19 protein-coding genes are annotated in these 20004 nt (G+C 50.9%); 13 read left to right on the forward strand and 6 right to left on the reverse strand.

Annotated features, from left to right (window positions below; all coding sequences use genetic code 11):
- The first annotated feature begins 288 nt into the window (after positions 1–288).
- The 9 genes from Q9J80_RS05580 to nqrM all read left to right on the forward strand — a co-directional run bounded on the left by Q9J80_RS05580 (position 289) and on the right by nqrM (position 9578).
- Positions 289–1710, forward strand: a complete 1422-nt coding sequence (locus Q9J80_RS05580) for a sodium:proton antiporter (protein WP_118997709.1) — start codon at positions 289–291, stop codon at positions 1708–1710.
- Between the two features lie 244 nt (positions 1711–1954).
- On the forward strand, positions 1955–3298 hold the full coding sequence (locus tag Q9J80_RS05585) for a Na(+)-translocating NADH-quinone reductase subunit A (RefSeq protein WP_304672737.1): 1344 nt from the start codon (positions 1955–1957) through the stop codon (positions 3296–3298).
- A gap of 2 nt (positions 3299–3300) precedes the next feature.
- Positions 3301–4533, forward strand: coding sequence for an NADH:ubiquinone reductase (Na(+)-transporting) subunit B (locus tag Q9J80_RS05590; protein WP_304672738.1), 1233 nt, complete (start codon positions 3301–3303; stop codon positions 4531–4533).
- Positions 4526–5302: a Na(+)-translocating NADH-quinone reductase subunit C gene (locus Q9J80_RS05595; protein ID WP_304672739.1), complete on the forward strand. Its 777-nt coding sequence runs from the start codon at positions 4526–4528 to the stop codon at positions 5300–5302. Before Q9J80_RS05590 ends, Q9J80_RS05595 begins: the two co-directional genes overlap by 8 nt.
- Complete coding sequence (locus Q9J80_RS05600; RefSeq protein ID WP_002214361.1) at positions 5302–5928, forward strand: NADH:ubiquinone reductase (Na(+)-transporting) subunit D; 627 nt, start codon at positions 5302–5304, stop codon at positions 5926–5928. The genes Q9J80_RS05595 and Q9J80_RS05600 overlap by 1 nt, the downstream gene beginning before the upstream one ends.
- A gap of 3 nt (positions 5929–5931) precedes the next feature.
- Entirely contained in the window at positions 5932–6525 is a 594-nt protein-coding gene (gene nqrE / locus Q9J80_RS05605) for an NADH:ubiquinone reductase (Na(+)-transporting) subunit E (protein ID WP_002223986.1), read from the forward strand.
- Positions 6526–6538: 13 nt separating this feature from the next.
- On the forward strand, positions 6539–7756 hold the full coding sequence (gene nqrF / locus Q9J80_RS05610) for an NADH:ubiquinone reductase (Na(+)-transporting) subunit F (RefSeq protein ID WP_304671349.1): 1218 nt from the start codon (positions 6539–6541) through the stop codon (positions 7754–7756).
- Between the two features lie 525 nt (positions 7757–8281).
- Positions 8282–9337, forward strand: a complete 1056-nt coding sequence (locus Q9J80_RS05615) for an FAD:protein FMN transferase (RefSeq protein WP_301673453.1) — start codon at positions 8282–8284, stop codon at positions 9335–9337.
- A gap of 25 nt (positions 9338–9362) precedes the next feature.
- Positions 9363–9578, forward strand: a complete 216-nt coding sequence (gene nqrM / locus Q9J80_RS05620) for a (Na+)-NQR maturation NqrM (RefSeq protein ID WP_002214367.1) — start codon at positions 9363–9365, stop codon at positions 9576–9578.
- A 227-nt stretch (positions 9579–9805) separates the two neighbouring features.
- Here the strand turns inward: nqrM and grpE are convergent, their stop codons facing one another.
- Positions 9806–10387: a nucleotide exchange factor GrpE gene (gene grpE, locus Q9J80_RS05625; protein ID WP_301673452.1), complete on the reverse strand. Its 582-nt coding sequence runs from the start codon at positions 10385–10387 to the stop codon at positions 9806–9808.
- Between the two features lie 182 nt (positions 10388–10569).
- Here grpE and cysE point away from each other — a divergent pair, with 182 nt between their 5' ends.
- The gene (cysE, locus tag Q9J80_RS05630; RefSeq protein WP_003712488.1) at positions 10570–11388 is read left to right on the forward strand and encodes a serine O-acetyltransferase; all 819 of its coding nucleotides are present in this window, start codon (positions 10570–10572) and stop codon (positions 11386–11388) included.
- A 356-nt stretch (positions 11389–11744) separates the two neighbouring features.
- Here the strand turns inward: cysE and ubiB are convergent, their stop codons facing one another.
- The 5 genes from ubiB to Q9J80_RS05655 form a co-directional block, all read right to left on the reverse strand.
- Positions 11745–13256, reverse strand: coding sequence for a ubiquinone biosynthesis regulatory protein kinase UbiB (ubiB, locus tag Q9J80_RS05635; RefSeq protein WP_301673451.1), 1512 nt, complete (start codon positions 13254–13256; stop codon positions 11745–11747).
- A gap of 34 nt (positions 13257–13290) precedes the next feature.
- A complete protein-coding gene (locus Q9J80_RS05640; protein WP_301669221.1) occupies positions 13291–13755 on the reverse strand; it encodes a peptidase in 465 nt (154 codons plus the stop codon).
- Positions 13752–13898, reverse strand: a complete 147-nt coding sequence (locus Q9J80_RS05645) for a hypothetical protein (protein ID WP_167435405.1) — start codon at positions 13896–13898, stop codon at positions 13752–13754. The genes Q9J80_RS05640 and Q9J80_RS05645 overlap by 4 nt, the downstream gene beginning before the upstream one ends.
- A 16-nt stretch (positions 13899–13914) precedes the next feature.
- Positions 13915–14253, reverse strand: a complete 339-nt coding sequence (erpA, locus tag Q9J80_RS05650) for an iron-sulfur cluster insertion protein ErpA (protein WP_002219692.1) — start codon at positions 14251–14253, stop codon at positions 13915–13917.
- A gap of 131 nt (positions 14254–14384) precedes the next feature.
- Complete coding sequence (locus Q9J80_RS05655) at positions 14385–15071, reverse strand: S24 family peptidase (protein ID WP_301673450.1); 687 nt, start codon at positions 15069–15071, stop codon at positions 14385–14387.
- Positions 15072–15257: 186 nt separating this feature from the next.
- On the opposite strand from Q9J80_RS05655, the gene Q9J80_RS05660 reads away from it, so the two are divergent.
- The 3 genes from Q9J80_RS05660 (at position 15258) to Q9J80_RS05670 (ending at position 19952) form a co-directional block, all read left to right on the forward strand.
- Complete coding sequence (locus tag Q9J80_RS05660) at positions 15258–15530, forward strand: hypothetical protein (RefSeq protein ID WP_003709535.1); 273 nt, start codon at positions 15258–15260, stop codon at positions 15528–15530.
- 207 nt (positions 15531–15737) lie between these two features.
- Positions 15738–17666 (forward strand): molecular chaperone DnaK, encoded by a 1929-nt coding sequence (dnaK, locus tag Q9J80_RS05665; protein ID WP_301673449.1) that lies wholly within the window; start codon positions 15738–15740, stop codon positions 17664–17666.
- 366 nt (positions 17667–18032) lie between these two features.
- Entirely contained in the window at positions 18033–19952 is a 1920-nt protein-coding gene (locus tag Q9J80_RS05670; protein WP_304672740.1) for a TonB-dependent receptor, read from the forward strand.
- The last annotated feature ends 52 nt before the right edge of the window (positions 19953–20004 follow it).

The raw sequence follows: 20004 nt of genomic DNA on the forward strand, positions 1-20004 counted from the left end.
AATAAATTCATTTTTCGTTTTCGATAGATTATTTATTAAAGACATATATTTATTTGTTTTAAATAAAATTATTTATCAAAAAGAACATATATTCCCAAGCACGGCAATCCGCCTTCCCGCCGCCTTCCAGTTTGGGAAACTGGTTTATCCTGATTATTTACTTTACAATCAATCGGAAAACTTTTTTCAAAAACAAACAGGCAGCACAGTCCGCCTATGTCCGGGCGGCACGAAGCCTGTATCACTCCCGCGCGCCGCGCAAGGCAGCGCTTGAATCGAGGAAACACGATGCGCCACCTACCCCTGTTTTCACTAATGCTTTTCCCGGCATCGGTTTACGCCGCAGATTTGGACGGCGCAAACCTAAACCTGCTGTGGGGTCTGCCCTTTGCCCTGATTTTGCTGTCTATCGCATTGGGTCCCTTGTTTTTTTCGCATACCTGGCATCACCATTACGGCAAAATCACCGCCTTTTGGACATTGCTGTTCCTCATCCCGTTCAGTTTGGTTTTTGGCGCGTCCGCCGGTATCCATACCGTCGCACACGCACTCGTTGAAGAATACATCCCCTTCATCCTGCTGCTGCTTGCCCTGTACACCATTTCAGGCGGCATTTTGGTTTGGGGCGACTTGAACGGCACACCCAAGCTCAACACCGCCCTGCTTGCCGTCGGCACGGCACTTGCCTCTATCATGGGAACGACTGGCGCGGCAATGCTGATGATTCGTCCGCTGCTGAAAGCCAACCAAAACCGTGTCCACCGCGTGCACATCGTCATCTTCTTCATTTTCTTGGTTGCAAACATCGGCGGCGGTCTGACCCCTTTGGGCGACCCCCCACTCTTCCTCGGCTTCCTCAAAGGCGTAGATTTCATGTGGACGGTCAAACATATGTTCGCCCCTGTCCTGATCAGCACCGCTGTCCTGTTGACCGCCTTCTATTTCATCGACAACCGTTTCTTCAAACAGGAAAGCATTGCACAAGATACTCCGGCGCAACAGGAAAAACCCGAAAAAATCGCCATCTTCGGCAAATGGAACTTCCTCCTGCTGGCGGGCGTGGTTAGCGCGGTTCTAATGTCCGGCCTTTGGAAACCCGAACACCCGGGATTTGAAATCCTCGGCAGCCGTTACGCCCTGCAAAACCTCGTCCGCGATGTCATCCTGATTGCATTGACCGCCGTATCTATGGCAATCACGCCCAAACAAGTCCGCGCAGGCAACGAATTCAACTTTGAACCCATCGCCGAAGTGGGTAAACTCTTCCTCGGCATCTTCATCACCATCTTCCCCGTCCTGAGCATTCTGAAAGCAGGCGAGGCAGGCGCGCTGGGTGGGGTGGTATCGCTGGTTCACGATACGGCAGGTCATCCGATTAATACGATGTATTTTTGGATGAGCGGCATATTGTCGGCATTCTTGGATAACGCGCCCACTTATCTCGTGTTTTTCAATATGGCGGGCGGCGATGCCCAAGCCTTGATGACGGGGCCCCTGTTCCATACCCTGCTGGCGGTTTCTATGGGTTCGGTATTTATGGGCGCACTGACCTATATCGGCAACGCGCCGAACTTCATGGTCAAAGCCATTGCCGAACAGCGCGGCGTACCAATGCCGACTTTCTTCGGCTATATGATGTGGTCGGTCGCCTTCCTGATACCCGTCTTCATCGTACATACCCTTATCTTTTTCGTTTTCAAACTGCTGTAAACGCTATGCCGTCTGAACATTCAGACGGCATTTTAAATTTCAGCATAATCAAATCGATATTTTCCCCTTCCGACAATTAAAAACGGCTTCCGCAAGGAAAAAAGCGGCGAATCTGACAAACAGGTACAATTCCTGATAAAATCTAACACTTTGCTACATTAATTTATTCAATGCTTTTGATGCCTCGCGACACCGTATCAAAACACGCCGTTTTTACCTTAACCATCACAAGTAATGCAAATCTATGATTAAAATCAAAAAAGGCCTAAACCTGCCCATCGCGGGCAGACCGGAGCAAGTCATTTATGACGGCCCGGCCATTACCGAAGTCGCGTTGCTTGGCGAAGAATATGCCGGCATGCGCCCCTCGATGAAAATCAAGGAAGGCGAAGCCGTCAAAAAAGGCCAAGTGCTGTTTGAAGACAAAAAGAATCCGGGCGTAGTATTTACTGCTCCGGCTTCAGGCAAAATCGCCGCCATCCATCGTGGTGAAAAGCGCGTACTTCAGTCAGTCGTGATTGCCGTAGAAGGCAACGACGAAATCGAGTTTGAACGCTACGCACCTGAAGCACTGGCAAAATTGAGCAGCGAAGAAGTGCGCCGCAATCTGATTCAATCCGGTTTGTGGACTGCGCTGCGTACCCGTCCGTTCAGCAAAATCCCTGCCGTCGATGCCGAGCCGTTCGCCATTTTCGTCAATGCGATGGATACCAATCCGCTGGCGGCAGACCCTGTGGTCGTCATCAAAGAAGCCGCTGAGGATTTCAGACGAGGTTTGCTGGTGTTGAGCCGTCTGACCGAACGCAAAATCCATGTTTGTAAGGCAGCTGGTGCGGACGTGCCGTCTGAAAACGCCGCCAACATTGAAACACACGAATTCGGCGGCCCTCATCCCGCGGGTTTGAGCGGCACGCACATTCATTTCATCGAGCCGGTCGGTGCAAACAAAACTGTTTGGACCATCAATTATCAAGATGTAATTGCCATTGGCCGTTTGTTTGCAACAGGCCGTCTGAACACCGAGCGCGTGATTGCCTTGGGTGGCTCCCAAGTCAACAAACCCCGCCTCTTGCGTACCGTTTTGGGTGCGAAGGTGTCGCAAATTACTGCGGGCGAATTGGTTGATGCAGACAACCGCGTGATTTCCGGTTCGGTATTGAACGGCGCGATTGCACAAGGCGCGCATGATTATTTGGGACGCTACCACAATCAGATTTCCGTTATCGAAGAAGGCCGCAGTAAAGAGCTGTTCGGCTGGGTTGCGCCGCAGCCGGACAAATACTCGATCACGCGTACGACCCTCGGTCATTTCCTGAAAAACAAACTCTTCAAGTTCACGACAGCCGTCAACGGCGGTGACCGCGCCATGGTACCGATCGGCACTTACGAGCGCGTAATGCCCTTGGATATCCTGCCTACCTTGCTTTTGCGCGATTTAATCGTCGGCGATACCGACAGCGCGCAGGCCTTGGGTTGCTTGGAATTGGACGAAGAAGACCTCGCTTTGTGTAGCTTCGTCTGCCCGGGCAAATACGAATACGGCCCGCTGTTGCGCAAGGTGCTGGAAACCATTGAGAAGGAAGGCTGATTATGGGCTTGAAACATTTTCTGGAAAAAATCGAACCGCACTTCCTGCCGGGCGGCAAACATGAAAAATGGTATGCCCTCTACGAAGCTGCGGCGACGATTTTCTATACATCCGGCGCGGTAACGCGCAAAGCGGCGCACGTCCGCGACGCGCTCGACTCCAAACGCATGATGATTTTGGTGTGGCTGGCTTTGTTCCCCGCCATGTTTTACGGCATGTACAACGTCGGCGCGCAGGCATTTGGTGCCTTAACGCCCGATTTGCTGCAACAAAGCATCGCCAACGACTGGCATTACGCCCTTGCCAACGCTTTGGGCATCAATATGTCGTCTGAAGCGGGCGTGTTGGGCAAAATGCTGTTCGGCGCGATTTACTTCCTGCCGATTTACGCGACCGTATTTATTGTCGGCGGTTTCTGGGAAGTTTTGTTCGCCACCGTGCGCAAACATGAAATCAACGAAGGTTTCTTTGTTACCTCGATTCTGTTTGCCTTAATCGTTCCGCCCACGCTGCCGCTGTGGCAGGCGGCTTTGGGTATTTCTTTCGGCGTTGTGGTTGCGAAAGAAGTATTCGGCGGTACAGGTAAAAACTTCATGAACCCTGCGCTGGCAGGCCGTGCGTTTCTGTTCTTCGCCTACCCAGCCAACATTACCGGCGACACCGTTTGGACTGCGGTTGACGGCTATTCCGGTGCCACTGCTTTGGCGCAATGGGCGGCACACGGTGCAGACGGCCTGAAAAACGCTGTAACCGGTCAAACCATTTCTTGGATGGATGCATTTATCGGTAACGTGCCCGGCTCAATCGGAGAAGTATCCACTTTGGCGCTCTTAATCGGCGGCGCGTTTATCGTGTTCACCCGCATTGCCTCTTGGCGCATTATTGCCGGCGTGATGATCGGTATGATTGCGATGTCTTCGCTGTTCAACTTCATCGGTTCGGACACCAACGCTATGTTTGCTATGCCTTGGTACTGGCATTTGGTCGTCGGCGGCTTCGCCATCGGTATGCTGTTTATGGCGACCGACCCTGTTTCCGCTTCCTTTACCAATGTCGGCAAATGGTGGTACGGCGCGCTGATCGGCGTGATGTGCGTGTTGATCCGCGTGGTCAATCCGGCTTACCCCGAAGGCATGATGTTGGCGATTCTGTTTGCCAACCTGTTTGCCCCGATTTTCGACTATTTCGTCGCACAAGCGAACATCAAACGCAGAAAGGCGCGCAGCAATGGCTAAGAAATTCGATAAAGACAGCTTCAGCGGCACGCTGATTGTGGTATTGGCGGTCAGCCTGATTTGCTCGGTCATCGTTGCCGGTGCGGTCGTCGGCTTGAAACCCATCCAAGAAAAACAAAAACTCCAAGATAAACAAGGCTATATTTTGAGCGTGGCCGGTTTGATGGATAAAAACACCGACATCAGCAAAACCTTTGCCGAGCGTATCGAGCAACGCGTGGTCGATTTGGCGACCGGCGAATATGTGAAAGACGCGCCTAAAGACTTCAGCGCGCGCATCGCAGGCAAAGACCCCACGCAAAGCATCCGCATCAAACCCGAAGACGATTTGGCAGGCATCAAAAGCCGTGCCAAATACACTGAGGTTTACTTGGTAAAAGGTGAAGACGGCAAAATCGGGCAAATCATCCTGCCTATGCACGGCAACGGTTTGTGGTCGGTCATGTACGGCTTTGTCGCCATCCAACCCGACGGCAACACCATCAACGGCATTACCTACTACGAACAAGGCGAAACCCCGGGCTTGGGCGGCGAAATCGGCAATCCTTTGTGGCAGCAAAAATTCGTCGGCAAAAAACTGTTTGACGGACAAGGCAAACTCGCCCTGCACGTCGGCAAAGGCGCGGGTTCGGACAAAGAACACGGCGTAGATGCCCTCTCCGGCGCGTCACTGACATCCAAAGGCGTGCAAGGTTCGTTCGCCTACTGGTTTGGCGAAAACGGCTATATCCCCTACCTGAACAAATTGAAATCAGCAGGAGCGCAATAATGGCTGATATGAAACGCTTGAAACACTTAATGTTTTCACCCTTTATCGACAACAACCCGATTGCCTTGCAGGTTTTGGGTATTTGTTCGGCTTTGGCGGTTACCACCAAACTTCAGACGGCCATCGTGATGGGTATTTCCGTAGCTTTGGTAACCGGTTTTTCCAGCTTCTTCATTTCGCTGGTACGCAACTACATCCCCAACAGCATCCGCATCATCGTGCAAATGGCGATTATCGCGTCGCTGGTTACGCTGGTCGACCAACTCTTGCAGGCATTTGCCTACGAATTGTCCAAACAGCTTTCCGTATTCGTCGGTCTGATTATTACCAACTGTATCGTGATGGGCCGCGCCGAAGCATTTGCGATGAAAGAGCCGCCGCTGGAAAGCCTGATCGACGGCATCGGCAACGGCGCGGGCTACGGGATGATGCTGCTTGTCGTCGCCACCGTCCGCGAACTGATCGGCTCGGGCAAACTCTTGGGCTACACCGTTTTCCAAACCGTGCAGGACGGCGGCTGGTATCAGACCAACGGCTTGTTCCTGCTTGCCCCCAGCGCGTTCTTCATCATCGGCTTTTTGATTTGGGGGCTGCGTACTTGGAAACCCGAACAGGCGGAGGAATAAGCTATGGAACACTATTTGAGCCTCTTTATCAAATCCGTCTTCATTGAAAATATGGCGCTATCCTTCTTTTTGGGTATGTGCACGTTTTTAGCGGTATCCAAAAAAGTATCCACCGCATTCGGTTTGGGTGTGGCGGTAATTTTCGTACTCGGGCTGTCCGTCCCTGCCAACCAACTCGTTTACTCGCTGCTCAAAGACGGCGCGATTGTCGAAGGCGTGGATTTGACCTTTTTGAAATTCATCACCTTCATCGGCGTGATTGCCGCTTTGGTGCAGATTTTGGAAATGTTCTTGGACAAATTCGTCCCCGCCCTCTACAACGCATTGGGTATCTATCTGCCGCTGATTACCGTAAACTGCGCGATTTTCGGTGCCGTATCGTTTATGGCGCAACGCGAATACAACTTCGGCGAGTCCGTCGTGTACGGCTTCGGCGCAGGCCTGGGCTGGATGTTGGCGATTGTCGCTTTGGCGGGCATTACCGAAAAAATGAAATATTCGGACGCTCCCAAAGGCCTCAAAGGCTTGGGCATTACCTTTATCGCCGCCGGCCTGATGGCGATGGCGTTTATGTCGTTCTCCGGCATCCAGTTATAAGAAAGGGACCGGTATGGAGATTATTTTAGGTATCGTGATGTTTACCGTCATCGTTTTAGCTTTGGCACTGATGATTCTGTTTGCCAAATCCAAGTTGGTAAGCGAAGGCGACATCACCATCAAAGTCAATGATGAAAAAGAACTGACGATGCCCGCCGGCGGCAAACTCTTGGGCGCGCTTGCCAGCCAAGGCATCTTTGTTCCCTCCGCCTGCGGTGGCGGCGGTTCGTGCGGACAATGCCGCGTTGTCGTGAAAAGCGGCGGCGGCGACATTCTGCCGACCGAGTTGTCCCACATCAACAAACGCGAAGCACGCGAAGGCTGCCGTTTGTCTTGTCAGGTCAACGTCAAAACCGACATGGACATCGAAGTACCAGAAGAAGTGTTCGGCGTGAAAAAATGGGAATGCACCGTCATCTCCAATGACAACAAAGCAACGTTCATTAAAGAACTCAAGCTGGCCATTCCCGAAGGCGAAGAAGTTCCTTTCCGCGCCGGCGGCTACATTCAAATTGAAGCTCCTCCTCACACTGTTGCCTACAAAGACTTCGACATTCCTAAGGAATATCACGAAGACTGGGACAAATACAATCTGTGGCAATACGTTTCCAAAGTGGACGAGCCGATTTTGCGCGCTTACTCCATGGCTTCGTATCCTGAGGAAAAAGGCATCATTATGCTGAACGTGCGTATCGCTACACCGCCTCCGCGCGTACCCGATGCGCCTCCGGGACAAATGTCGTCTTACATCTGGTCGCTCAAACCCGGCGATAAAGTAACCATCTCCGGCCCGTTCGGCGAATTCTTCGCTAAAGACACCGATGCCGAAATGGTATTCATCGGCGGCGGTGCAGGTATGGCTCCGATGCGTTCCCATATTTTCGACCAGTTGAAACGTTTGAACTCCAAACGCAAAATCACCTTCTGGTACGGCGCACGTTCCAAACGCGAGATGTTCTATGTCGAAGACTTCGACCAACTCGCGGCAGAATTCCCGAACTTCACGTGGCACGTCGCCCTGTCCGACCCGTTGCCCGAAGACAACTGGGACGGTTACACAGGCTTCATTCACAACGTGGTTTACGAAAACCATCTGAAAAACCACGAAGCACCGGAAGACTGCGAATTTTATATGTGCGGCCCGCCAATCATGAACCAGTCCGTCATCAAAATGCTCAAAGACTTGGGCGTGGAAGACGAAAACATCCTCTTGGACGATTTCGGCGGTTAAATATTCGGCTTCAAATACAAAAGGAAGAAACCTCGGTTTCTTCCTTTTTCTATCCGATGCCGTCTGAAATCCTTCAGACGGCATCCGCCCATGCCCGTATCAATATCGTTGAACTTCCATTTTTACCCTGCGGCGGATGTGCGGTTAAATATTTTGGCGGAAAAGCAAAGAAGTATACTTCTTTTTAGTTATGGTTGATTCCATAACTAAAAAAGTATCGATAAACTCATTTTGCGAGGTACGGATAATGTCTGACAGCTTTGAAAACAGCCCCGAATACGATGATTGGATTGAATCGGGCGGTCGTGATGAAGATTACGAATACTACTACAACAAATGGCAACGCAGGACACGCTGACCATTAAACCCTGACAAACCGGTTTGTAAAACACCGGTTTGTTTTTTATTACCGCCCCTTAAACAACGGGCGATGCCGTCCGAACACCCTTCAGACGGCATCGGCATAGAAACATACCGGCCGTTTTGCGATATAATTCAAGCCATTTGCCAAAACCGTCAAACACTATGCCGTCTGAAACACGCCTGCCGAACTTTATCCGCGCCTTGATATTTGCCCTGAGTTTCATCTTCCTGAACGCCTGTTCGGAACAAACCGCGCAAACCGTTACCCTGCAAGGCGAAACAATGGGTACGACCTATACCGTCAAATACCTTTCAAATAATCGGGACAAACTCCCCTCCCCTGCCGAAATACAAAAGCGCATCGATGACGCGCTTAAAGAAGTCAATCGGCAGATGTCCACCTATCAGCCTGATTCCGAAATCAGCCGGTTCAACCAACACACAGCCGGCAAGCCCCTCCGCATTTCAAGCGACTTCGCACACGTTACCGCCGAAGCCTTCCGCCTGAACCGCCTGACACACGGCGCGCTGGACGTAACCGTCGGCCCTTTGGTCAACCTTTGGGGATTCGGCCCCGACAAATCCGTTACCCGAGAACCGTCGCCGGAACAAATCAAACAGGCGGCATCTTATACAGGCATAGACAAAATCATTTTGAAACAAGGCAAAGATTACGCTTCCTTAAGCAAAACCCACCCCAAGGCCTATTTGGATTTATCTTCGATTGCCAAAGGCTTCGGCGTTGATAAAGTTGCGGGCGAACTGGAAAAATACGGCATTCAAAATTATCTGGTCGAAATCGGCGGCGAGTTGCACGGCAAAGGCAAAAACGCGCGCGGCGAACCGTGGCGCATCGGTATCGAGCAGCCCAATATCATCCAAGGCGGCAATACGCAGATTATCGTCCCGCTGAACAACCGTTCGCTTGCCACTTCCGGCGATTACCGTATTTTCCACGTCGATAAAAACGGCAAACGCCTCTCCCACATCATCAATCCCAACAACAAACGCCCCATCAGCCACAATCTCGCCTCCATCAGTGTTGTCGCAGACAGCGCGATGACGGCGGACGGCTTGTCCACAGGCTTATTCGTATTGGGCGAAACCGAAGCCTTAAAGCTGGCAGAACAAGAAAAACTCGCTGTTTTCCTGATTGTCCGGGATAAGGACGGCTACCGCACCGCCATGTCTTCCGAATTTGAAAAACTGCTCCGCTAAACATACAAACCGATTAGGAAACACCATGAAAACCCTGCTCCTCACCTTCGGCATCTTCCTGACCGTCATCATCGGTATGGCGGTCGGCTATATTTTCTCCAAACGCACCATCAAAGGCAGTTGCGGCGGCATTACCGCCTTGGGTATGAAAAAAATGTGCGACTGCGACACGCCTTGCGACACCCTGCAAAAGAAACTGGATGAAGAAAAACAGGCAGGCGGCATACGGGTTGACCGTTAACGCCGAAATATAGTGGATTAAATTTAAACCAGTACGGCGTTGCCTCGCCTTGCCGTACTATTTGTACTGTCTGCGGCTTCGTCGCCTTGTCCTGATTTTTGTTAATCCACTATAAAATGCCGTCTGAAGCCCGACAGGCGGGTTCAGACGGCATTGCCGTTTTACTTCGATCGGTTTATACGCAAAACGCGCTTCAGGAAATAAATCAGATTATTCCCCAGACGCCTTCAGGCTTCCTTCTGCGCCACCGTAACCATAGCCGGGCGCAACACACGGTCGGACAGGGTATAGCCCTTCTTCATCACACCAACCACGGTATTGGGTTCCTGCTCGCTGGCCACCGCCTGCATTGCCTGATGAATATTGGGATCAAGCTTATCGCCCGCTTTAGGATTGATTTCCTTGATTTGCGTGGCATCAAACGCCTTCTGCAACTCGTTCAAAGTCATCTGCACGCCCATTTTCAGCGCATCGAAATTGCCGCTCTGATCCAAAAGCGCCATTTCCAGATAATCCTTGACCGGCAACATTTCCACGGCAAACTTCTGTCCGGCGAACTTGTGCGTATCGGCAATTTCCTGCTGGTGGCGGCGGCGCAGGTTTTGCTCGTTTGCCAAAGCGCGCAGTTGTTCGTCTTTCAACTGCGCCTCCAGCTCGGCAATCCTCGCCTGCAAATCCTCATAAGTCGGCCCAGCGGCAGCCTGTTCCTGCACACCGTCCGCATTTCCTACTGTCTCGACGGTTTCCACCGCCTCCACATTTTCAACCGCTTCTTCACTGTTTTGCTGTTGCTGCGTCTGTTCGCTCATATCGTATCCCTTAAAACAAATTGGAAATCAAAATCCGGTTATTACCCGCGCAAGATAAGGACATTTTCAAGAAACTTCAAGCAAAGGCAGGAAATTTCACATCCGCCGCCGAATACCCTACCGCAAAAACCATATAAACGGTAAGATACCGCCGACCTTATGCTTTTCAGACGGCATCCATTATGAAAAAAAACCATTTGAACACAAACGGTTTCGACCTCTGGCACACCATCCGCGAAGAAACCGCGGCCGCAGCCGCCGCCGAACCGATGCTGGCAAGTTTTTTGCACCAAACCGTGTTGCGCCACGAGTCCCTCGGCTCCGTCCTTGCCTACCACCTTTCCAGCAAACTCGGCAGCCCGATTATGGACGTGCGCGCGCTGTTTGAAATCTACCAGCAGGCGTTGGGCAGCGACACCCAAATCGGCAAATGTGTCGAAGCAGACTTGAAAGCCATCTACGAACGCGATCCCGCCTGCGACGAATATTCGCTGCCGCTTTTATATTTCAAAGGATTCCACGCGATTCAGGCACACCGCATCAACCACCGGCTGTATCTTGACGGGCGCAAAACGCTGGCGTATTTCCTGCAAAACCGTATGTCCGAAGTATTCGGCGTGGACATCCATCCCGCCGCCCGTTTCGGATACGGGCTGATGCTCGACCACGCCACAGGCTTTGTTGCCGGCGAAACCGCCGTGTTGGGCAACAATATTTCGATTTTGCACGGTGTAACGCTCGGCGGCTCGGGCAAAGAAGGCGGCGACCGCCACCCCAAAATCGGCGACGGCGTGATGATCGGCGCAAACGCCTCGATATTGGGCAATATCCGCATCGGCAGCAATGCCAAAATCGGCGCGGGCAGCGTCGTGGTTTCAGACGTGCCGCCGTCCATCACGGTTGTCGGCGTACCCGCCAAACCCGTGGCGCGATCGCTCAAAACCCCGTCGGCGGATATGGATCAAAATATCCAGTTTGCCGAAATCGACTTTATGATTTGAATATCCGCACCAATGCCGTCTGAAACGCCAAACGGGCTTCAGACGGCATTGCCCGCTTCAAGCTTGTGCCTTGATATGCCGCCGATACCGGCACTTGCCAGTCGGACAAAATGCCTTTTATTCGATACACCCGATTCCCACGCAACCGGAAATATAGTGGATTAACAAAAATCAGGACAAGGCGACGAAGCCGCAGACAGTACAGATAGTACGGAACCGATTCACTTGGTGCTTCAGCACCTTAGAGAATCGTTCTCTTTGAGCTAAGGCGAGGCAACGCCGTACTGGTTTTTGTTAATCCACTATAACCGGTTTCCTTGTAAATGGGCGGAGTCGGGCGATGATTCGGACAAAGCCTATTTCAAAAGCAAAATCAGCAGCAAAACAACCGCTATCGCCGCCAGCCACAGGCTTTGCCGCTGCTGCACTTTGACCAAATGAATATAGGCATCGCGCATTTCCTGCCGGCGCGCCTCATCGACCAAGGCATTGATTTTGCGTGGCAATGAAGGAATGATTTGCGCCCAGTCGGGGGCTTCGTTTTTAAGGTTGCGCCAAAGGGCTTTGGGGCCGACCTGCCCGCTCATCCATTTCACCAAAAACGGTTTGGCGGTTTTCCACAAGTCCAAATCGGGATCGAGTTGGCGGCCCAGACCTTCGATGTTGAGCAGCGTTTTTTGCAGCAATACAAGCTGCGGTTGGATTTCGACATTGAAGCGGCGGCTGACTTCAAACAGGCGCATCAGCACCAAGCCGAAGGAAATCTGCGAAATCGGCTTGTTGAACACCGGTTCGCACACGGCGCGGACGGCGGCTTCCAATTCTTCCGCACGCGTGTCGGCAGGCACCCATCCCGATTCGATGTGGGCGGTGGCGACACGGTGGTAATCGCGGTTGAAAAAAGCGAGGAAGTTGATGGCGAGATAACGTTTGTCGTAATCGGTCAGCGTGCCGACGATGCCGAAATCGAGGGCGATGTAGCGGTTGTCGGCGGCAACCAAAATATTGCCGGGGTGCATATCCGCGTGGAAAAAGCCGTCGCGGAAAACTTGCATGAAAAAGATTTCCACGCCGTAATCGGCGAGTTTGTGCAAATCGATGCCGTCTGCTTTGAGTTTGGCGATGTCGGCAACCGGCGTGCCGTCCATCCATTCAATCGTCAGCACGTCGCTTGTGCAGTAGTCGTAAAACACCTTGGGCACAATCAGCATATTGCTGTTTTGGAAATTGCGACCGAGCTGTCCGGCATTGGCGGCTTCGCGCATCAAATCCAACTCGTCGTGCAGATATTTGTCGAACTCCGCCACCACTTCGCGCGGCTTCAGACGCTTGCCGTCTGAAAACAAGCGTTCGACCCAAGCCGCGCCGAAACGCATCAGCGACAAGTCCTGTTCGATAAGGGGCAAGAGGTTGGGGCGCAAAACTTTGACCGCCACTCGTTCGCCCGAATGCAGGCGGGCTTTGTGTACTTGGGCGATGGACGCGCTGGCGACGGGCTCGGTTTCAAATTCCGCATACAGCTTTTCGATGGGCTGACCCAACGATTTTTCGATTTGTTCACGCGAAAGCCGCGCATCAAAAGGCGGCACTTTGTCTTGCAGCTTTGCCAGTTCGACGGCGTAATCGTGCGGAATCAAATCGGGGCGTGTGGACAAAACCTGCCCGAACTTGATGAAAATCGGCCCCAGGCTTTCCAAGGCAAGGCGCAGGCGGACGGCAGGCGGTTCGTTTTTCAATTTGGACGACTGCGGCATCATTTTCAGCAGAGCGCATATCCAACCGCTACCCATCAGCGAAGCGCACAGGCCTGCCAGCCGATAGCGGTAAAAAGTCCCGACAATGACCGTCAGGCGTTTCAACCATTTCATATATAAAATCCCGAATACAGCATTTATCGGACAATCAAAAAATCTTACCGAGCAGATAGCCCAAAAAGGCAATCAGCAGCCCAAAAACCAGCGGTTTGATATTGCGGGGCGGAGGTTCGGGTTGCGAAGGTGTGGGAATATCATCTTCCCGCCCGCCGTGAAGTTCAAGATATTCGGGTATTTCCCCATCCGCGCCTTCTCCTTTGCCCTCCCCTTCCTCTGGAGGCACAACCGTTTCCAACTCCATATATCTCCGGGTAATAATATCCAAACCCAAATAGCTGAAATAATCGTGCAACTCTTCCCGTTTCTCCCAAGTGCATTTTTCCTCAACCAGCACTTGCGGTTTGGAATCGAGGGACGCAATCAACCCTTCCGCCTTTTCTTCGCCGAGATTCTCCTTAAGGCACTCCCGGATAAGCCCGCGATCCACTTGGGGCGGGTAGGAAACATATACATCGTACAAATCGTTTCGGTAATCTTTACTCATCTCAATCATAAGGGAACAAATACGCCTGATACCGTTCCGCCCGTTCCTTCCGGGAAACCCGATTCATCTTCAAACAATCGGATTATATGTGAATTCATCCCGATAATATATTTTCCAAAAGTAAAAATGCCGTCTGAACGTTCAGACGGCATCACACGAACCAAGCGGTCATACGGAAAACGACGATCCGCAACCGCAGGTCGTTTCCGCATTGGGATTGCGGATGACAAATTGCGAACCCTGCAAACTTTCCGTATAGTCGATTTCCGCACCGACCAGATATTGATAGCTCATCGGATCGACCAAAAAGACCAAACCGTTTTTCTCAATTTCAAAATCGTCGTCGTTTTTGATTTCGTCAAAAGTAAATCCGTACTGGAAACCAGAGCAACCGCCGCCGTTGACAAAAACCCGCAATTTCAAATCGGGATTGTTTTCTTCGGCAATCAAATCGGCAACTTTGGCACAGCAGCTGTCAGTAAAAATAATGGGGCTTTCATCCGACATGGTGTTATTCCTTAATATAGTATTTTCTGCATTCTCTCTCAAACCCCCTTCAAAGGCAAGCAGGCTTCGCCTTTGAAAAAGGAATTGTTCCAATAGATAAGTTTGACCGCCTGCAATTTCAAGCCCCAAACTCAAATCGTCCTGCCGAACCACTCGACACGCCCGATAATCTCCACATCATCGGTTAAGTCGTTCAAATTGATTTCAAAAGCAGGGTAAGCCTCGTTGGCGGAAATGACATTGATAATCCCGCCGGGGACGATTTGCAGGCGTTTGACCAACAGGTTTTCATTAATCCGCAACACATACAGTCCGTCCTTCGGCGTATTCTCGCTATGGTTGACCAAAATTGAATCCCCGTCATTCAAAACCCCCTCCATCGAATCCCCCTTGACGGAAATTACGGACAGGTTTTTCACATCACGGGTAACATAATTCTCAATCCAATGCCGTCTGAACGCCATTGTAAATACCGGTTCCTCATGATCGACAAACTGCCCGTATCCTGCAGCCGCCCGAATATCATATCTCGGCACGAAGACAAACTCGTCCGTATCAACTTCATTGCCCAAGGTATCGTAAGCAAGGGATTTTTTTGGGGCTTCATCCGGAAACGGATTACCCTCCCCCGTCAGCAGCCAATCGATACTACACCCCTTCAACTGCTTGATTTTTTTCAATGTTTCAGACTTCGGCAGACCGCCTTCATTCCATATCCTGCTGAAGCCCGCAATCGTCATTTCAATATCGGATGCGATTTTTGCCTGCTTCGCTTCGCTTTTCCATAAAAAAACCAGTCTGTCTTTAAAGGTTTCCATAAATATCCTTCCGCTCCCCTTCATTCAATCATCTAAAGTAAACATAAAATATATTTTACCTTAGCTATCCAAAAAACGGAATAACTATGATAAACTAAATTTAAGTTATGATTTTTCTTACTCAATGCATAATTTTTCAGATTTTCCATAGGTTTGATCCTGAATTGACAGAAAAAGGATAAAAAAATGAAGAAAACCGGCAAATATCTTATCTATACTGCGGCATTTACCGCATTCTGCTTTGCCTTCCAAGAAAACCGTTCTGAAGCCAAACAGCCCGACATCACTTTATCCGCATCCCTGTGCGAACAATTCAATATGCTGAACGCCAAAGATATGGATGCAGAACAAGTCTCCCTTTCCAAAGAATGCGACATCATCGAGTCTTCACACGACTGGGAAAAAGAGTACGGCAACTTGAACGAACAGGAAATGCTCGCCGGCATCGTCTATGAATAAACCTGCCTGCCATTTGAAATACTATGCTGGAATGCATTGGAGCCAAATGTATTAAATCAAATATAAAACCAATATATTCATAAAGTTACATACTTACACCCGTACTGCGGCTTGAAACAGCCCGCCGCCCGCCCTATTTACAGCCCATCGGGACAAAATGTTCCAACATATTTCGCAAAATAAGCAAAATCAAATAGGAGTATCCACATGGCAAAAGTAATCGGTATCGACTTAGGTACAACCAACTCTTGTGTATCCATTTCTGAAAACGGTCAAACCAAAGTCATTGAAAACGCAGAAGGCGCACGCACCACGCCGTCCGTTATCGCTTATTTGGACGGCGGTGAAATCCTCGTCGGCGCACCGGCAAAACGCCAAGCCGTAACCAACGCTAAAAACACTATTTACGCCGCCAAACGTTTGATTGGTCACAAATTTGAAGACAAAGAAGTCCAACGCGACATCGAATCTATGCCTTTTGAAATCATCAAAGCCAACAACGGCGATGCGTGGGTGAAAGCACAAGGCAAAGAGCTGTCTCCTCCCCAAATTTCCGCAGAAGTCCTGCGTAAAATGAAAGAAGCCGCCGAAGCTTACTTGGGCGAAAAAGTAACCGAAGCCGTGATTACCGTTCCGGCCTACTTCAACGACAGCCAACGTCAAGCGACTAAAGACGCAGGCCGCATCGCCGGTTTGGACGTAAAACGTATCATCAACGAACCGACCGCAGCCGCTTTGGCATTCGGTATGGACAAAGGCGACAACAAAGACCGCAAAGTAGCCGTATATGACTTGGGCGGCGGTACTTTCGATATCTCCATCATCGAAATCGCCAACCTTGACGGCGACAAACAATTTGAAGTTTTGGCAACCAACGGCGACACCTTCTTGGGCGGCGAAGACTTCGACCAACGCTTGATTGACCACATCATCGCCGAGTTCAAAAAAGAACAAGGCATTGATTTGAAACAAGACGTGATGGCATTGCAACGCCTGAAAGAAGCTGCCGAAAAAGCCAAAATCGAATTGTCCAGCGGTCAGCAAACCGAAATCAACCTGCCGTACATCACCATGGACGCAACCGGTCCGAAACACTTGGCGATGAAAATTACCCGCGCCAAATTCGAGAGCTTGGTTGAAGACCTGATTGCCCGCTCTATCGAGCCTTGCCGCACCGCATTGAAAGATGCCGGCTTGAGCACCGGCGACATCGACGACGTGATTTTGGTTGGCGGTCAAAGCCGTATGCCGAAAGTACAAGAAGCCGTGAGAGACTTCTTCGGCAAAGAACCGCGCAAAGACGTGAACCCTGACGAAGCCGTTGCCGTAGGCGCAGCGATCCAAGGCGAAGTATTGAGCGGCGGCCGCAGCGACGTATTGCTGCTGGACGTAACCCCTCTGTCCTTGGGTATCGAAACCATGGGCGGCGTGATGACCAAGCTGATTCAAAAGAACACGACTATTCCGACTAAAGCGTCTCAAGTGTTCTCTACCGCCGAAGACAACCAAAGTGCAGTAACCATCCACGTACTGCAAGGCGAACGCGAACGTGCTTCTGCCAACAAATCTTTGGGTCAGTTCAACTTGGGCGACATTGCACCCGCACCGCGCGGCATGCCGCAAATTGAAGTTACTTTCGACATCGACGCCAACGGTATCTTGCACGTTTCTGCCAAAGACAAAGGTACTGGCAAAGCGGCCAACATTACCATCCAAGGTTCTTCAGGTTTGAGCGAAGAAGAAATCGAACGCATGGTAAAAGATGCCGAAGCCAATGCTGAGGAAGATAAAAAACTGCATGAGCTGGTACAAAGCCGCAACCAAGCCGAAGCCCTGATTCACTCCGTGAAAAAATCTTTGGCGGACTACGGCGACAAACTCGACGCTGCCGAGAAAGAAAAAATCGAAGCCGCGCTGAAAGAAGCCGAAGAAGCCGTTAAAGGCGACGACAAAGCAGCTATCGATGCCAAAGCCGAAGCTTTGGGTGCAGCCAGCCAAAAACTGGGCGAAATGGTTTACGCGCAAGCGCAAGCCGAAGCCCAAGCCAGCGAGGGTCCACAAGCGGACGCATCATCCCAAAAAGACGATGACGTGGTCGATGCGGACTTTACCGAAGTAAAAGACGACAAAAAATAATTGATGCCGTCTGAAAAAAGCGCGAACCGTTTGGTTCGCGCTTTTTTAGGCTGTGTTTTAATATAGTGCCGACAGGCATACTCGGCTTCAAGGTATTTAATAGGATAGGTTTCTACCCAACCGAAAAAATAATTTTCTTTTCCCTGACAAATAGTTGTAATCAACGGATTATTAAAATACAGCCTTTTTTATCAGCCGCTGCAAAAACGATAGTATGGCAACAGTTCCAAATCAATCTGCCGAAACGCTCCAAAAATCAAGTTTCAACCGATGTATCATGCTCTAGGCGTTTTTATATCATTTTCTTGTTTACTTAAAATATTTTTAATAGGATAATAAATAATAATTATTATCAAAGGATGGAAAATGAAACCGAATCCGCTCCTATGGGCCTTAATGACCGTTCTTTCCGTTGCTCCATCTTGGGCAGAACAACTGGCAAATACTGAAGAAATACAATCCGTCAAAACCTTCTCCCCTCCCAAACCGATTGCACCGACCGCAGCGCAAGGCTATTTCCCCGAAAACCAATTCGACCGCACCGACCGCAGCGATTATTACTTTGTTACCGAAAACATAGACCAAGCCTTCCGTCCGCTGAAAGCAAACAGCGGCTTCTACGGCAAAAGCTTTTACAACTCCATTACCGCGCAAGCGCGTGGGGCAAAGGTATACGGCGTAGCCAACCTCAATCACACCAAGGCAAACGGCTACAAAGATGGCGGCGGGCGCGACACCGATTGGAAATACAGCCGCTTCAATCAGGCTTTGGTACTCGGTTTCGTGCCGTCTGAAAATCAAGAATACCGCCTCACTTATCTGCACGACGACATCAACAACGACCGCCAACCACAGTTCGTCAACGACGCATTGGACACCGAACGCCACATCTCCAAATTCAACGCACGTTGGGGCAATGCCGATTTAAGCAATACGGTCAGCGCGGAAGCAGCCGTAATCAAACTCAGACGCCGCGCCGACAATTACTCCCTGCGTCAAAACAATACGCAACAGAAAATGTTCGTAGAACTTGACCGCAAAGTGTACGACTTCTCGCTCAAACACGATGCGGACTTCGGCAAATTCCACAACACCGCCGCCGTCAGCTACCGCAACGACAGCCAAAACGGTGAGCGCAACGCCCACACCGCCATGCGCGATTTCCTCAACGGCTACCGTTTCGCTGATGTACACCTCGACCGCTGGCGCATAGCCGATACCCTGTCTTACAAGTTTGATGACCAACACAAACTGGGCTTGGGCTTAAGCTACGAGCTCAACGAAGCGGACGTACGCAAAAATACGGCACAGCCTGAAAACCCAATAAAACCCGGTTTCCCCTTCGCCTCATCACAACAAATCTGGAAAACCCATTACGGCTACGACTTCAACGGCAAAGTGCGCCGTCATGCTTTGTCGGGCGAATTCAAATACGATTTCACGCCGTCTGAAACACAAAAATACAGCGTCTCCCTTGCTCACTTAGAACGAATCGGCGACAACACCGAACGCTTCAACTCGCTTGCCGCCATCATGCAAAACCGTACGAACGGCGCGTTAACAGATTCCAAACCGGCCGCCGCTATCGTGGGCAATCCCCTGCTGAAAAACGAAAAACACAACCGCATCAAGCTCACCGCCGACAGCCGCAACGACTACTACAACGGCTATATGAACTCGCTCGCAGGCGCGGGATGGAACGTGGGCGGCACGCTTGTGGCGGACAAAGTCAAAGACCTGATTATTTTTGACCGCGCACACGGACAAAGCGGTATTTCATCCAACGGCGGCGGCATTATCACACGCAACGTGGACGCACGCCTCATTACCGCGCAGGCCTACGCGCGTTACAACTTCAATCCGCATTGGGCCGCAGGCATCAAAGCCACCTACAACTACGGACACAACGAAACCGATGGCAGGCCGCTCTATCAAATCCGTCCGTTTGAAGCCGCCGTCCAAGCCGACTACAAAAACTACTTTGTCCACGGCAGCTACAACATCGGCGCGGCAACACGCTTTGTCGCCAAACAAACGCGCGGCGATTTTGACGCGGCAAGCGGTCTGGGCATAGACAAACGCGAAGCCGCCAAAGGCTTTACCGTTGCCGACGTGTACGCAGGCGTAAACTTCAAAGACAAATACGGCTTGCGCCTGGGCGTAAACAACGTGTTCAACAAAAAATACACCGAACACATCAGCGGCGACCACGTCCTCGCCCTATCCCCCGGTGTCGTGTATGCACCGGGCAGGACATATTGGTTGAGTTTACACGCGGCTTTTTAAAATCAGGCCGTCTGAAAGAATGCCTGCATTGGCTTATTAAGAATTAGGAGAT

Source organism: Neisseria blantyrii (assembly GCF_962747855.1).
Taxonomy (GTDB): domain Bacteria; phylum Pseudomonadota; class Gammaproteobacteria; order Burkholderiales; family Neisseriaceae; genus Neisseria; species Neisseria viridiae.